Below are 12,550 nucleotides of genomic sequence, written 5' to 3' on the forward strand. Positions count from 1 at the left end.
CTCCCGCTCCGGTGCGTGATCAGGAGAGAGCCATGACCGGCGTGCTGACCGTCGACCAGCCCCCGCAGCCCATCGCCCCCACCCGCTACACCGTCACCCTCGCCCGCGACGAGGACGACGTGCGGGCCGCCCAGCGCCTGCGGTACGACGTCTTCGCGGGGGAGATGGGCGCCCTGCTCTCCGGACCACAGCCGGGCCTGGACGTCGACCCCTTCGACGCCTACTGCGACCACCTGCTGGTGCGCGAGGAGACGACCGGGCAGGTCGTCGGCACGTACCGGCTGCTGCCGCCCGAACGCGCGGGCATCGCCGGACGACTCTACGCCGAGGGCGAGTTCGACCTGTCGGCGCTCGACGCGATACGGACCTCGCTCGTCGAGGTCGGCCGCTCCTGCGTGCATCCCGACCACCGCGACGGCGCGGTCATCGGCCTCATCTGGGCGGGCATCGCCCGCTACATGACCGACCGCGGCCACAGCTGGCTGGCCGGCTGCTGCTCCGTCCCGCTCGCCGACGGTGGCGCGCTCGCCTCCGCCGCCTGGGACCGGGTGCGGGCCGGGCATCTGGCGCCCGAGGAGTACCGGGTGCGCCCGCTGCTGCCCTGGCGGCCGCTGAGCACGGCACCCGCCGTCGCCCCGGCCGGGCTCCCCGCCCTGCTGCGCGGCTACCTCCGGCTCGGCGCCTGGGTGTGCGGGGAGCCCGCTCACGACGTGGACTTCGGGGTGGCCGACCTCTACGTGCTGCTGCCCATGGACCGCGTGAACCCCCGCTATCTGCGCCACTTCCTCTCCCTCGTCCCCGCCCGATGAGCGTCTGGCTGCCGGGAGCGCCCTGCACCCCCCGGGGCTGCGTGGACCGTACGGCGAGCGCGGTGGCCCCACCGCTGGCCGTGCTGCGGCTGGCGGCGGTCGGACTGCTGCTGCTCGCCGGGATCGCGCTGCTGCCCTTCGGCCGGTGGATCCCGGCGGGTCCGGTGCGCCGGTGGTGCCGGTGGATCGTGCGGGCGGCCGGGGTCCGGATCCGGGTCGCCGGAGCCGCCCCGCCCACCGGCGGACTGCTGCTCGTCGCCAACCACATCTCGTGGCTGGACATCCCGTTGCTCGCCGCGGTCCGCCCGGCGCGACTGCTGGCCAAGGCCGAGATACGGCGCTGGCCCGTCGCGGGGGCGCTGGCCGACCGCGCGGGCGTGCTGTTCATCGACCGCGACCGGCTGCGCGCCCTGCCCGACACGGTCGCCGCGCTCACCGCGATCCTGCGCACCGGCGGGGCGGTCGCGGCGTTCCCCGAGGGCAGCACCTGGTGCGGACGGGCACGGGGGGAGTTCCGCCGCGCGGTGTTCCAGGCGGCACTGGACGCCGGGGTTCCGGTACAGCCGGTCCGCATCCGCTACCGGAACGGACGGGGCGGACCGGCCACCGCGCCGGCCTTCGTCGGGGACGACACCCTGCTCGCCTCCCTCTGGCGGGTGGCGTCGGCGCGTGGTGTGACCGCCGAGGTCGAGGTGGAGGGCGCCGTCCCGCCGGGACGCCACACGGACCGCCGCTCCCTGGCACGCGCGGCCCAGCCGCCGGGCGTGCCGGGCCACCGGGGAGGGCGCGCAGACGGTCACCACAAGTGAGCACTGTCAAAAATTCAGTGCTTTTTATCGCATATGTTCCGTTTTCGGGTCGCTCATCAGGAGAACCGGAGAGGAGCGACCCCCGAAGGGAGGGTGATGCAAGATGATCACCCGCGAAGAGATCTCGATCCTGCTGGATCACCCCGTGTACGACGGGGACGGCAACAAGATCGGCGACGCGAAGCACGTCTTCCTCGACGACGCCAGCGGACGGCCCGAGTGGGTGACCGTCAAGACGGGCATGTTCGGATCCAGTGAGTCGTTCGTCCCCGTGCGCGACGCCGCCCTGGTGAAGGACCACCTCGAGGTCCCCTACCGCAAGGACAAGGTCAAGGGCGCTCCCCATGTCGACATCGACGCGGGCGGCCACCTGTCGGTGGACGAGGAGCAGCGCCTGTACGAGTACTACGGCATCAACTGGGACTCCGTCCTGACCGACCCCGGGGAGCACGACCGCGGGACCGGCACGGGCACGGCGGGAACCGCAGGAGCCGCGGGCACGGCCGGCGCCGCAGGAGCCGCGGGGGCGGCCGGAGCGGCGGGTACCACCGCCGAGCCGGGCAGGGCGGCAGGAACGCCCGGAGCCGCGGGATCCGCGGGGCGCCGCGGCGAGGCCCGCACCGGACCGCGTGACGACGCCATGACCCGCTCCGAGGAGCAGATGCACGTCGGCGTCGAACGCCGCGAGTCCGGCCGGGCCAGGCTGCGCAAGTACGTGGTCACCGAGGAGGTCCAGCAGACCGTGCCCGTGCGCCACGAGGAAGTACGCGTGGAGCGGGAGCCGATCACGGAGGCCAACCGGGGCGAGGCCATGGAGGGCCCGGAGATCTCGGAGGCCGAGCACGAGGTCACCCTGCACGAGGAACGCCCCGTCGTGACGACCGAGACGGTCCCGGTGGAGCGGGTCAGGATGACCACGGAGGAGACCTCGGAGGACACGACGGTCCGCGGCCGCGTCCGCAAGGAGCGCGTCGAGGCCGAGACCGAGATGGACGAGGAGTCCGGACGCCGGGGCCGGGATGTCCCCGGGAAGGGCAAGGGCAGGGAGTAGCCCCTCCTCACTCCCCGTGCGCCGCGCGCCAGTGACCCGTCACCGGCGCGCGGCGCTGCCATGGAGACCGGCGATCGCGGCGAGCCGCCGGTAGGAGTCCAGCAGCGCCTCCCGGTCGTGCGTGCTGGTGGTGACGAGCACCTCCTGCGCGCCCGTGTCCTTCAGCAGCGCCTCCAGCCCGTCCGCCACTTCCTCCTCCGTGCCGGCGAGCCGGCCGGCCAGTCCGGACTCGTAGAAGCCGCGTTGCTTCGCGGTCATGGGAAGCGACTCGACGCGCTCGGCGGTCGGCAGCGGCGGGAACGTGCCGTGCGTGCGGGAGTACGCCATCGACCAGGCCTCCGGGATCAGCAGCCGCCGGGCCTGCTCGGCGGTGGCGGCCACCGCGACCGTGCCGGAGACGACGACGTACGGTTCGCCCGCCCACCGCGACGGGCGGAAACGTGCCCGGTAGCGGTCGATGCCGCGCCGCATCCGGTCGCGGTCCCCGAGGTCGCCGATGACCATCGGCAGGCCCGCCTCGGCCGCGACGGCGGCGCCCTCGCCCATGGCCAGTACGAAAGGCGGCACGGTGAGGCCCTCGGACGGGTGGGCCCGCACCCCCGTGGGGGAGGTGCCCTGGAACCAGCCCAGCAGTTCGTCGAGCTGGGCGGCGAAGTCCTCCGCGTCCCCCTTGCCGCGGCCCAGCGCCCTGCGCACCCCGTCGGTGAAGCCGACCGAGCGTCCCAGGCCCATGTCGACGCGCCCCGGGAACAGTGACTCGAGCACGCCGAACTGCTCGGCCACGACGAGCGGCCGGTGGTTGGGCAGCATGACCCCGCCGGTGCCGACGCGGATCGTCCGGGTCGCACCGGCCACGGCGGCCGCCAGCACCGTCGGCGCCGAACCGGCCACCCCGGGCACGCCGTGGTGCTCCGAGACCCAGAACCGGTGGTAGCCGAGCCGCTCCACCTCCCGGGCCAGGGCGACGGTGTCCCGGAGCGCCTCGGGGCCGGTGTGCCCCTCGCGGGTGCGGCTGCGGTCGAGGACGGAGAAGCGGGCCGAGGCGATGAGGGAACTCATACCGTGTTCAACACCCGGGCGCCCGCGGGATTCCGTCCGGGGGCCGTCTAGAGTGGCGGGGTGACCGACCGCGACGAGCGGCCGCTGGCCGTGTTCGACCTCGACAACACCCTCGCCGACACCGCGCACCGGCAGCACTTCCTGGAGCGCCGGCCGCGCGACTGGGACGCGTTCTTCGCCGCGGCGCCCGCCGACCCGCCGCTGGCCGAGGGCGTCGCGCTGGTCCGGGAGAGCGCGCGGGAGTGCGAGATCGTCTACCTCACCGGACGGCCCGAGCGCTGCCGGCGCGACACGCTGGACTGGCTCGCCGCGCAGGGGCTGCCCGAGGGTGATGTGCACATGCGCGGCAACGCCGACCGCCGGCCCGCCCGGCACACCAAGCTGTCGACCCTGCGGCGTCTCGCCCGCACCCGGGAGATCCGCGTCCTCGTGGACGACGACGAACTGGTCTGTCTGGACGCCCGGCGGGCCGGTTTCACCGTCGTCCAGGCCCGTTGGACCGCCCCGTCCGGCGAGCTGAAGGACGCTCAGGAGCGCGAAGGGCGGACCTGAGCCGCACAGGCCGGGACAACCGTCCCGGCGGCCTCGTTCAGCCCGTCTCCTCCAGCCGGAAACCGACCTTGAGCCCCACCTGACAGTGCGCGACCTGCCCGTCCACGATCTGGCCGCGCACCTGGGTCACCTCGAACCAGTCCAGATTGCGCAGCGTCTGCGACGCGCGCTCGATGCCGTTGCGCACGGCCTGGTCGACGCCTTCGGGCGAGGTGCCGACGATCTCCGTGACACGGTAGATGTGGTCCGACATGCTGCTGCTCCTCTCCCCGGCGGGCCCTCGGAGCCGCACCGGGCGCCGCTCCTGTCACACGTCCCTCCACCGTGCCCTACCGCGCGGCGGAGCGCGAGGCGTCGCCCCGTTCGCCCGACGGCTTGACCTACGCATTGGTCCATACCAAGATGCTGGGCACCCGCCCGAGCCCCCGCTCGCCCCCCACGTCGGGCCGCCCTGTCCGTCAGACAGAAACAGGACCCCGCGTGAGACGCCCTCTGCTCGCCCTCGTCTGTGTGTCCACCACCCTGCTCAGCGGCTGCGCCATGCTGCCCGGCAGCGAACCGGAACGGCACACGGTCACCGTGTGGGTGATGCAGCACAGCGCCTCACAGGAGTACCTGGACCGCTTCACCGAGGAGTTCGAGCGCGAGCACGCGGACATCGACCTCGACGTCCGCGTCCAGGAGTGGACCGGCATCGGCGAGAAGGTGCAGCGGGCACTGGAGGCCGACGACCCCGACGGGCCCGACGTCATCGAGGTCGGAAACACCCAGGTCGCCACGTACGCGGAGGGTGACGGACTGCTCGACCTCACCCTGGAGTCGATGCGGGACTGGGGCCGCGACGACTGGCTGCCCGGACTCGCCGAACCCGGCCGGTGGGGCTCCCAGCAGTACGGCATCCCCTGGTACGCCGCCAACCGCGTCGTCGTCTACCGCAAGGACCTCTTCCATCAGGCGGGCATCACCGCGCCGCCGAAGACCCGCGACGAGTGGCTCACCCTCACCGAGAAGCTCGACGACGGCGACGACCAGGGCATCTACCTCGCCGGACAGGACTGGTACACGCTGGCCGGATTCATCTGGGAGGAGGGCGGCGAACTCGCCACGGAGCGGGACGGCGTCTGGCGCGGCACCCTCGACAGCCCACAGGCGCTGCGCGGCATGGACTTCTACCGCCGGCTCCAGGCACTGGGCGACGGACCGGTCGACGCCGACGAGGAACACCCCCCGCAGGCCGGGGTGTTCGCCGACGGCCGGGTCGCACAGATCGTGGCCGTACCCGGGGTGGTACGGGCCGTCCTGAAGCAGAACCCGGAACTCGAGGGCAAGCTGGGGTACTTCCCCGTCCCCGGCAGGAAGGCCGGCACCCCCGGCGCCGTCTTCACCGGCGGCTCCGACCTCGTCGTGCCCGCCAACACCGACGTCGGGGACGCCGCCATCGAGGTGGTCGCGGCACTCACCGGCGAGCGCTGGAACACCGATCTCGCCCGCACCATGAACTACGTCCCCAACAAGGCCTCCCTCGCCGGCGCGGTGGCCGGGGAGGAGGGGGTCGCGGCCATGGCGGCCGGAGCCGCACAGGGCCGGGCGACCCCCGGCACACCCCAGTGGAGCGCGGTCGAGGCGGACAACCCGATCAAGGCGTACATGACGAAGGTGCTCAGGGGCGCGGACCCGGCCAGGGAGGCCGGACGCGCCGCCGAGCGCATCACCGAGGCCCTGGCCTTCGACTAGGACCCGGCCCGTGCCTCCCCCGTCAGCGGGCCGTGCTCAGGGACAGCGCGAACCGCCGCTCCTCGTCCGTCCACCACCGGGTCAGCTCGAGTCCCGCGGATGACAGTTCCGCACGCACTCCGTCCTGGCGGAACTTCGCCGACACCTCCGTGCGCAGATCCTCGCCCGCCGCGAAGTCCACGGCGAGTCCCAGCGCGGGGATCTTCACCGTCTGCGCGGTACGGGAACGCAGCCGCATCTCGATCCACTCGTGGCCGGCCTCCCACACCGCCACGTGGTCGAAGGCGTCCGGATCGAAGTCGGCGCCCAGCTCGCGGTTGACGACGGCCAGGACGTTCTTGTTGAACGCGGCCGTCACCCCTGCCGCGTCGTCGTAGGCGCGGACCAGCACCCGCTCGTCCTTCACCAGATCGGTGCCCAGCAGCAGGGCGTCCCCAGGGGCGAGCAGGGCGCGGACGGAGGCGAGGAACGCGGCCCGCTCGGCGGGCAGCAGATTGCCGATGGTGCCGCCGAGGAACGCCACCAGCCGCGGGCCCGGGGTGGCGGGCAGCGTCAGCAGGGCGGTGAAATCGGCGATCAGCGCGTGGACGTCGAGCCCAGGCCGCTCGGCGGCCAGCGCCTGCCCGGCCTGGGCGAGGGCGCTCTCGCTGACGTCGACGGGGACGTACGCGCGCAGTTCCGTGAGCGCGTCGATCAGGTACCGCGTCTTCTCCGAGGACCCGGAGCCCAGCTCGACCAGGGTACGGGCCCCCGACGCCTCGGCGATCTCACCGGCGCGGGCGCGCAGGATCTCGCGCTCGGCACGGGTCGGGTAGTACTCGGGCAGCGTGGTGATCTCCTCGAAGAGTTCGCTGCCGCGGGCGTCGTAGAACCACTTCGGCGGCAGCGACTTCGGGCTGCCGGTCAGGCCCTCCCGGACGTCGGCGCGCAGGGCGGCGCCGGTGGTGTCCTCGGGCAGGGTGCGGGTGAGATGGAACGGACTCACGTAAGGGGCTCCCTCGATGGTGCGGTCGCGCCGGCGGCCGTCACGGCGTCACCGGGCTCCTTGAGCGGGGTCAGCAGGACGTCGGTGTGGCTCGCGGCGAGCAGGGTGCGGTCGGGGACCTCCCGCCAGTGCGGGTCGTCGTCGTAGGGCTCGGACGCCACGACGGTGCCGCCGCCGGTCCGGGTGAGGTACCACAGCGTGTCGCCCCAGGCGGTCGCGGTGACGGTGTCCCCGTTGGTGAGCAGCAGGTTCAGCCGGGCCCCGGGGGCCGCCGCGGCCACCTCCAGGACCGTCTCGGCGAGCGCCTGGCCCTCCTCGTCTCCGGCCCGCAGCCGGGCGAGGACCAGCGCCCACACGAACGCGGAGTCGTTGCGCGCCTCCAGCGACAGCACGTCCTCGGCGGGCAGGGCCGTGACCAGCGACGCGAGCGAGCCGGGCCAGCCCGGCACCGCCCCGTTGTGGCTGAACAGCCAGGTGCCGGAGGCGAACGGGGCCGCCGCGGCCTCCGCGTCGGCGCCCGACAGCGTCGCGTCCCGCACCGCCGCCAGCAGCGCCCGGGTGCGCACGACACGGGCGAGGTCAGCGAACGACAGGTCCGCCCAGACCGGCCCGGCCCGGCGGTACCGGGCCGGCACCGGATCACCCTGCGCGTACCAGCCCACCCCGAAGCCGTCGGCGTTGACCGTGCCGTACCGCTGCCGCCGGGGCGCCCAGGACTGCCGGTACAGGCCGTGCGGCGGCGACACGAGCAGCTCGCCCAGCGGTTCCCGAGGCCCCACGTAGGCCACGTGGCGGCACATCAGACACCCGCCGAACGCGCCGTGCGGAACCCGGAGAAGATCTGCCGCCGCACCGGCAGGTCCCAGTTGCGGAACGTGCCCCGGCAGGCCACCGCGTCCACGGCGAACGAACCGCCCCGCAGCACCTTGTGCTCCGGCCCGAAGAACACCTCCGAGTACTCCCTGTACGGGAACGCCCTGAACCCCGGGTACGGCAGGAAGTCGCTGGCCGTCCACTCCCACACGTCGCCGATCAGCTGCCGCACGCCGAGCGGTGACTCACCGTCCGGATAGCTCCCGGCGGGCGCCGGGCGCAGGTGCCGCTGGCCGAGGTTGGCGTGCTCGGGCCCGGGGTCGGCGTCGCCCCAGGGGTAACGCATCGAGCGGTCGCCGGCCGGGTCGTGGCGGGCCGCCTTCTCCCACTCCGCCTCGGTGGGCAGCCGGCGCCCGGCCCAGCGGGCGTAGGCGTCCGCCTCGTACCAGCACACGTGCAGCACCGGCTCGTCCGGCGGCACCACCTCGGTGACACCGAACCGGCGCCGCAGCCACTGCCCGCCGTCCCGGCGCCAGAACAGCGGCGCGGTGATGTCGTTGCGGCGGATGTGGTCCCAGCCCTCGGCGGTCCACCAGCGGGGCTCGTCGTAGCCGCCGTCCTCGATGAACGCCCGGTACGCGGAGTTCGTCACCGGCGTGGTGTCGATGTGGAAGGGCGCCACCTCACGCCGGTGCGCGGGGCGTTCGTTGTCCAGCGCCCACGGCTCGTCCGAGGTGCCCATGGTGAACGGTCCTCCGGGGACGAGGACTTCCGCCGGGCCCGTGAACAGCGGCACCGGGTCGGGGTCCGGGGCGGTGAGGGCGCGGGGCCCCTTGCGCAGCTGATGGGTAATCAGCATCGTCTCGTCGTGCTGCTGTTCGTGCTGGGCGATCATCCCGAAGGCGAAGCCCGCCTCCGTCAGCCGCGTCCCGTGGAACGCGGCACCCTCCAGCACGTCCAGAGCCCGGCCGCGCACGTCGGCGGCGTACCGGCGGGCCTCCCGCGGCGGCAGCAGCGGCAGGCTCGGACGTTCGGCGCGCGGGTGCTCGAAGGCGTCGTACAGGCCGTCGATCTCGGGCCGTATCGCCTCGTGGCCGGCGACGGCCCGCAGCAGCCACTGCTCCTCCTGGTTGCCGATGTGGGCCAGGTCCCACACCAGCGGGGACATCAGCGGCGAGTGCTGCGCGGTCAGGTCGGCCTCCTCCACACTGCTGGTGAGCAGCGTCGTGCGGTCCCGAGCGGTGACCAGCGAGGTGACCGCGCGCTCGCGCAGGGCTTCGGCGTCGAGGGCGGGGTCGGTCATGAGGGGGTGTCCTTCCCGTGTGGAGGGGAGTCGTGACGCGGGTGGCGGCCGGGCGTGGCGCGCAGACCGTCGAGGAGGTCGTCGGCGGGGCAGCGGCCGCGGGCGACGTAGCGGTCCCGGTACGCCTCCACCGCGTCGACGACACCGGCGGTCGCGCCGATGCGGGGGAGGGCGCGCAGCGCCGCCGTGAAGCAGCCGGCGGCCACCTCGCGCAGCTCCGGGTCGGCCAGTCCCACGCGGGCGGCGTCCCGCCACAGCGCGTTGTGCGGCGCGGGCACGCCGCGCGTCCGCTCGGCCAGCGGTTTCACCGTGCGGTAGGCGGTCTCGGCCGCCTCCGGGTCCTCGAACAGTGCCGCCGTCACCGCCAGCGGCACGATCCAGCCGTCGTCGCCGGGCTGGGCGTCGATCATGCGCAGCTCCAGGTGCCCGCGCGGTCTGACCGGCGGGAACAGGGTGGTCGCGTGGTAGTCGAGGTCGTCCCGGGTGGGGGGCCGCGGCGTGCCGGACCTGATCCATTCGCGGAAGGTCAGCTCACGCGGCACCGGCCACGGGCCGCCGTCGTCCCGTACGCACATGACGGGGGAGTCCAGGACGTGCCGGGCCCACGCCGCGCGCGGGTCGGCGTCCAGGACGGGACCGCCCGCCCGGCCGGTGCCGATCTGGTCCCAGCGCAGCTGCCGCGTGGACAGCCAGCCGGTCGGACGGCCCTCGGCCAGGGGCGAGTTGGCGAACACGGCGACCAGGACCGCGCCCAGCTGGTGCGCGAGCCACCAGCGCCGTACGTGGCCGAGGGGCCCCGGCTCCTCGTACCCGGCGTCCAGGCACACCTGTACGGAGGCGGAGGCACGCATCATGGCGCGGCCCGCGGGGCCGCCGCGGTCGAGGCAGGTCTCCATGGCGTCGTAGCGCGCCTCGCGCAGGAAGCGGCCGGGTGTCCGCCAGGGGTCGTGACCGAGACCGGCGAGGACCAGACCGTCCCTGCGCAGCACGGCGCGGACGGCGTCGAGGTCGGCGGAGACGGTACCGACGCACTCCATCAGGGAGTCGGCGGGCGGCGAGCTCAGCTCCAGCTGGCCGCCGGGTTCGACGGTGAGCGCCGACTTCAAGGGCACGCTCCGCAGCGCGGCGTAGGCCGCTTCGAGGCGTGCGGCGGACACGGGGAGCCCCGGGTCCCGCAGTTCGTGGACGAGCCATTCCACCTCGACACCGAGGCGGCGCGGCGGTCCGGTCTTGAAGCAGATGCCCCGCACCAGGGCGTCCACCTCTGCTTCGGTGACGGTGGTTCGTGGCTGCGCGCAGCCACCTTCCGCATCGGACATGTGGGGGATCCTCCTGAGATTCCACCATGTTGCCGGCCCGGATGTCGGTGGGCCCGGCCGGCATCAACCCGTCCACCCAAAACGTTCGCGCCGCCGGGCACAAGGGCGCCTCGCGGGCGCACCGGTTCGGTCGTCCTTTCGTCCGCCCGCTCCCACGGGGCTTCCGCGCCCGCGCACGGGCCTTGGCGGCGCGGGGAAACTCCGTTGCGCCGCCTCCCCAGCATCGCTCAGGATGCGTGCATGAGCACGACGGGGGAGATCACGCGGTGCGCGGTCACGGCGGCTACGGGGGTGGCGCCGTGAGCGCGCGCCTGTGGGGTATCGCCCGTGAGACCGAGCGGATCGTCGAGGCCGGTGGCTATCGCGCGCCCGGCGGGCACGAGGTGTCCCTGGCGGCGGAGATCGACGCGGCGCGGGACGGTACGCGGGTGTACGGTCCGGAGCCCGTTCCGGTACCGGCGTTCCGGCCGGCCGGGACCCGGTTCGAGGTCACCGGTGAGAGCAGCTTCGAGGCCGCCCGCCGGCTCGCCGGTGCGACGGCCGTGCTCAACTTCGCCTCCGCCCGCAATCCCGGCGGGGGCTACCTCAACGGCGCGCAGGCCCAGGAGGAGGCACTGTGCCGGGCGTCCGCGCTGTACACCTGCCTGCTGCGGGCCCCCGGCTACTACGACCACCACCGCGCCCACCGCGACCCGTTCTACACGGACCGGGTGATCCACTCACCGGCCGTGCCCGTCTTCCGCGACGACCGGGGCCGTCTGCTGGACGTGCCGTTCGCGGCCGGGTTCCTCACCTCGCCCGCGCCCAACGCGGGCGTCGTCCTGCGCACGGTGCCGGAGCGGGCGGGCGAGATCCCGCGGGCCCTGACGGCGCGGGCCGGACGGGTGCTGGAGACCGCCGCCGTCCACGGCTACCGGCGGCTGGTGCTGGGGGCCTGGGGCTGCGGGGTGTTCCGCAACGACCCGGTGCAGGTCGCGGCGGCCTTCCGGACCCATCTCGCGCCGGGCGGCCGGTTCGCCGGGGCCTTCGCACACGTGGCCTTCGCGATCCTGGACCGCACCAGGGACGGCTCGGTCCGCGCCGCGTTCGAGCGGACGCTCGCGGACCTGCTGTCCGGGCAGGCGGGGACCGACTCAGGGGATCAGCTCCAGCCGTACCGCTCCCGCAGTCGCTGACGTACGAGGTTGAAGCGCATCCGGTCCAGGGCGCACGCCTCGCGGCGCATGCCGTCCTCGTGCAGCCGCAGCACCCGGTCCACGGCCACCCACGAGTCGCGGCCCGAGCGGTTCCAGGGCCCGCTGCCGATCGGCACCCGGTCCCGGTCACCTCTTCCTCCGTCCGCCCGCCCCGCGGAGGGACCCTTGCTGGACAACTGCACGGCGAGCACCGTCCCGCCCGCCTCCCGGGCGACGACGAGCACCGGACGGTCCTTGCCCCGGCCGTCGTTCTCCTCGTAGGGCACCCAGGTCCAGACGATCTCCCCGGGATCGGGGTCACCGTCGTGCGCGGGCGAGTACTCGGTGCGCACCCGGCCCACCTCCCGGGGCTGGGCCTCGACGGTGGCGGAAGGGCCGTGGCGGCCGGGGGTGTTCTCAGGGCTGAAGGCGGTCACAGCCGTACCGTACGGCACGGCCGTGACACCCCGTCGGGGCGCCCTCGGGCAACCGTGAGGGAGTGGGAGCGGGGCGCCTCAGCCGACTGCGCCCGTGAGCTCGCGGCCCGTGACCATCTCGGCCTCGATGCGGACGAACACCCCGTCGTGCATGGGCATCCAGGACCGCGGACCGGTCCGCAGCAGACGTTCGTGCTCGGCCGGGTCGGTGACCACGGCGGCCCGCCCCGTGACCACCACGCTCCAGCCGGCCCGGCGCTCGGCCTGGAAGTCGTCGGCCTCGAAGGCGACCACCACCCCGTCGACCGCCCGCACCAGTTCGGAGGCGGCGGAGGTGCACAGCACCACGGAGGAGTCCGTGTCCAGGGAGAAGTTGAGGGGCAGGACCGCCGGCAGTGCCTGCCGGGTGTAGACGACGCGACCGACCGGCGCCTTGGCCAGCAGGCGCAGGCACTCCTGCCGGTCGAGCAGGCGGAAGCCATCGGTGTGGATCATTTCTCCATC

The 12,550-nt window shown here is 74.0% G+C and carries 14 protein-coding genes; 6 read left to right on the top strand and 8 right to left on the bottom strand.

Going from position 1 to position 12,550, the window contains the following annotated elements:
- Positions 1–32: 32 nt before the first annotated feature.
- The 3 genes from ACZ6A9_RS15600 (at position 33) to ACZ6A9_RS15610 (ending at position 2,669) form a co-directional block, all read left to right on the top strand.
- A complete protein-coding gene (locus ACZ6A9_RS15600; RefSeq protein ID WP_468984925.1) occupies positions 33–809 on the top strand; it encodes a GNAT family N-acetyltransferase in 777 nt (258 codons plus the stop codon).
- Positions 806–1,618: a lysophospholipid acyltransferase family protein gene (locus tag ACZ6A9_RS15605; RefSeq protein ID WP_468984927.1), complete on the top strand. Its 813-nt coding sequence runs from the start codon at positions 806–808 to the stop codon at positions 1,616–1,618. The genes ACZ6A9_RS15600 and ACZ6A9_RS15605 overlap by 4 nt, the downstream gene beginning before the upstream one ends.
- 103 nt (positions 1,619–1,721) lie before the next feature.
- Positions 1,722–2,669: a DUF2382 domain-containing protein gene (locus ACZ6A9_RS15610; protein WP_468984929.1), complete on the top strand. Its 948-nt coding sequence runs from the start codon at positions 1,722–1,724 to the stop codon at positions 2,667–2,669.
- 39 nt (positions 2,670–2,708) lie between these two features.
- Here the strand turns inward: ACZ6A9_RS15610 and ACZ6A9_RS15615 are convergent, their stop codons facing one another.
- A complete protein-coding gene (locus ACZ6A9_RS15615) occupies positions 2,709–3,728 on the bottom strand; it encodes an LLM class flavin-dependent oxidoreductase (RefSeq protein WP_468984932.1) in 1,020 nt (339 codons plus the stop codon).
- Between the two features lie 60 nt (positions 3,729–3,788).
- Between ACZ6A9_RS15615 and ACZ6A9_RS15620 the strand changes: the two genes are divergently transcribed.
- A complete protein-coding gene (locus tag ACZ6A9_RS15620) occupies positions 3,789–4,280 on the top strand; it encodes a phosphatase domain-containing protein (RefSeq protein WP_468984934.1) in 492 nt (163 codons plus the stop codon).
- 37 nt (positions 4,281–4,317) lie between these two features.
- On the opposite strand, the gene ACZ6A9_RS15625 is transcribed toward ACZ6A9_RS15620, so the two are convergent.
- Positions 4,318–4,533, bottom strand: a complete 216-nt coding sequence (locus tag ACZ6A9_RS15625) for a dodecin (RefSeq protein WP_468984936.1) — start codon at positions 4,531–4,533, stop codon at positions 4,318–4,320.
- A gap of 227 nt (positions 4,534–4,760) precedes the next feature.
- On the opposite strand from ACZ6A9_RS15625, the gene ACZ6A9_RS15630 reads away from it, so the two are divergent.
- Complete coding sequence (locus ACZ6A9_RS15630) at positions 4,761–6,014, top strand: extracellular solute-binding protein (protein ID WP_468984938.1); 1,254 nt, start codon at positions 4,761–4,763, stop codon at positions 6,012–6,014.
- Positions 6,015–6,036: 22 nt separating this feature from the next.
- Here ACZ6A9_RS15630 and egtD read toward each other — a convergent pair whose 3' ends face one another.
- The 4 genes from egtD to egtA are packed head-to-tail and all read right to left on the bottom strand — an operon-like array spanning position 6,037 to position 10,434.
- Entirely contained in the window at positions 6,037–6,999 is a 963-nt protein-coding gene (gene egtD / locus ACZ6A9_RS15635) for an L-histidine N(alpha)-methyltransferase (protein WP_468984940.1), read from the bottom strand.
- The gene (gene egtC, locus ACZ6A9_RS15640) at positions 6,996–7,799 is read right to left on the bottom strand and encodes an ergothioneine biosynthesis protein EgtC (protein ID WP_468984942.1); all 804 of its coding nucleotides are present in this window, start codon (positions 7,797–7,799) and stop codon (positions 6,996–6,998) included. The genes egtD and egtC overlap by 4 nt, the downstream gene beginning before the upstream one ends.
- Positions 7,799–9,115, bottom strand: a complete 1,317-nt coding sequence (egtB, locus tag ACZ6A9_RS15645) for an ergothioneine biosynthesis protein EgtB (RefSeq protein ID WP_468984943.1) — start codon at positions 9,113–9,115, stop codon at positions 7,799–7,801. The genes egtC and egtB overlap by 1 nt, the downstream gene beginning before the upstream one ends.
- On the bottom strand, positions 9,112–10,434 hold the full coding sequence (gene egtA / locus ACZ6A9_RS15650; protein ID WP_468984944.1) for an ergothioneine biosynthesis glutamate--cysteine ligase EgtA: 1,323 nt from the start codon (positions 10,432–10,434) through the stop codon (positions 9,112–9,114). Before egtA ends, egtB begins: the two co-directional genes overlap by 4 nt.
- A 299-nt stretch (positions 10,435–10,733) precedes the next feature.
- Here egtA and ACZ6A9_RS15655 point away from each other — a divergent pair, with 299 nt between their 5' ends.
- Entirely contained in the window at positions 10,734–11,609 is an 876-nt protein-coding gene (locus tag ACZ6A9_RS15655; RefSeq protein WP_468984947.1) for a TIGR02452 family protein, read from the top strand.
- On the opposite strand, the gene ACZ6A9_RS15660 is transcribed toward ACZ6A9_RS15655, so the two are convergent.
- Both ACZ6A9_RS15660 and ACZ6A9_RS15665 read right to left on the bottom strand, forming a co-directional pair.
- Positions 11,576–12,046, bottom strand: coding sequence for a type II toxin-antitoxin system PemK/MazF family toxin (locus tag ACZ6A9_RS15660; protein WP_468984950.1), 471 nt, complete (start codon positions 12,044–12,046; stop codon positions 11,576–11,578). The genes ACZ6A9_RS15655 and ACZ6A9_RS15660 overlap by 34 nt on opposite strands.
- 78 nt (positions 12,047–12,124) lie before the next feature.
- On the bottom strand, positions 12,125–12,541 hold the full coding sequence (locus tag ACZ6A9_RS15665; protein ID WP_468984952.1) for a pyridoxamine 5'-phosphate oxidase family protein: 417 nt from the start codon (positions 12,539–12,541) through the stop codon (positions 12,125–12,127).
- Between the last annotated feature and the right edge of the window lie 9 nt (positions 12,542–12,550).

The organism is Streptomyces sp. NPDC041124, from assembly GCF_055592385.1.

Coding starts and splice junctions, on each gene's coding strand:
- ACZ6A9_RS15600 (WP_468984925.1), top strand. CDS start 33: ATGACCGGCGTGCTGACCGTCGACCAGCCCCCGCAGCCCATCGCCCCC.
- ACZ6A9_RS15605 (WP_468984927.1), top strand. CDS start 806: ATGAGCGTCTGGCTGCCGGGAGCGCCCTGCACCCCCCGGGGCTGCGTG.
- ACZ6A9_RS15610 (WP_468984929.1), top strand. CDS start 1,722: ATGATCACCCGCGAAGAGATCTCGATCCTGCTGGATCACCCCGTGTAC.
- ACZ6A9_RS15615 (WP_468984932.1), bottom strand. CDS start 3,728: ATGAGTTCCCTCATCGCCTCGGCCCGCTTCTCCGTCCTCGACCGCAGC.
- ACZ6A9_RS15625 (WP_468984936.1), bottom strand. CDS start 4,533: ATGTCGGACCACATCTACCGTGTCACGGAGATCGTCGGCACCTCGCCC.
- egtC (WP_468984942.1), bottom strand. CDS start 7,799: ATGTGCCGCCACGTGGCCTACGTGGGGCCTCGGGAACCGCTGGGCGAG.
- egtB (WP_468984943.1), bottom strand. CDS start 9,115: ATGACCGACCCCGCCCTCGACGCCGAAGCCCTGCGCGAGCGCGCGGTC.
- egtA (WP_468984944.1), bottom strand. CDS start 10,434: ATGTCCGATGCGGAAGGTGGCTGCGCGCAGCCACGAACCACCGTCACC.
- ACZ6A9_RS15665 (WP_468984952.1), bottom strand. CDS start 12,541: ATGATCCACACCGATGGCTTCCGCCTGCTCGACCGGCAGGAGTGCCTG.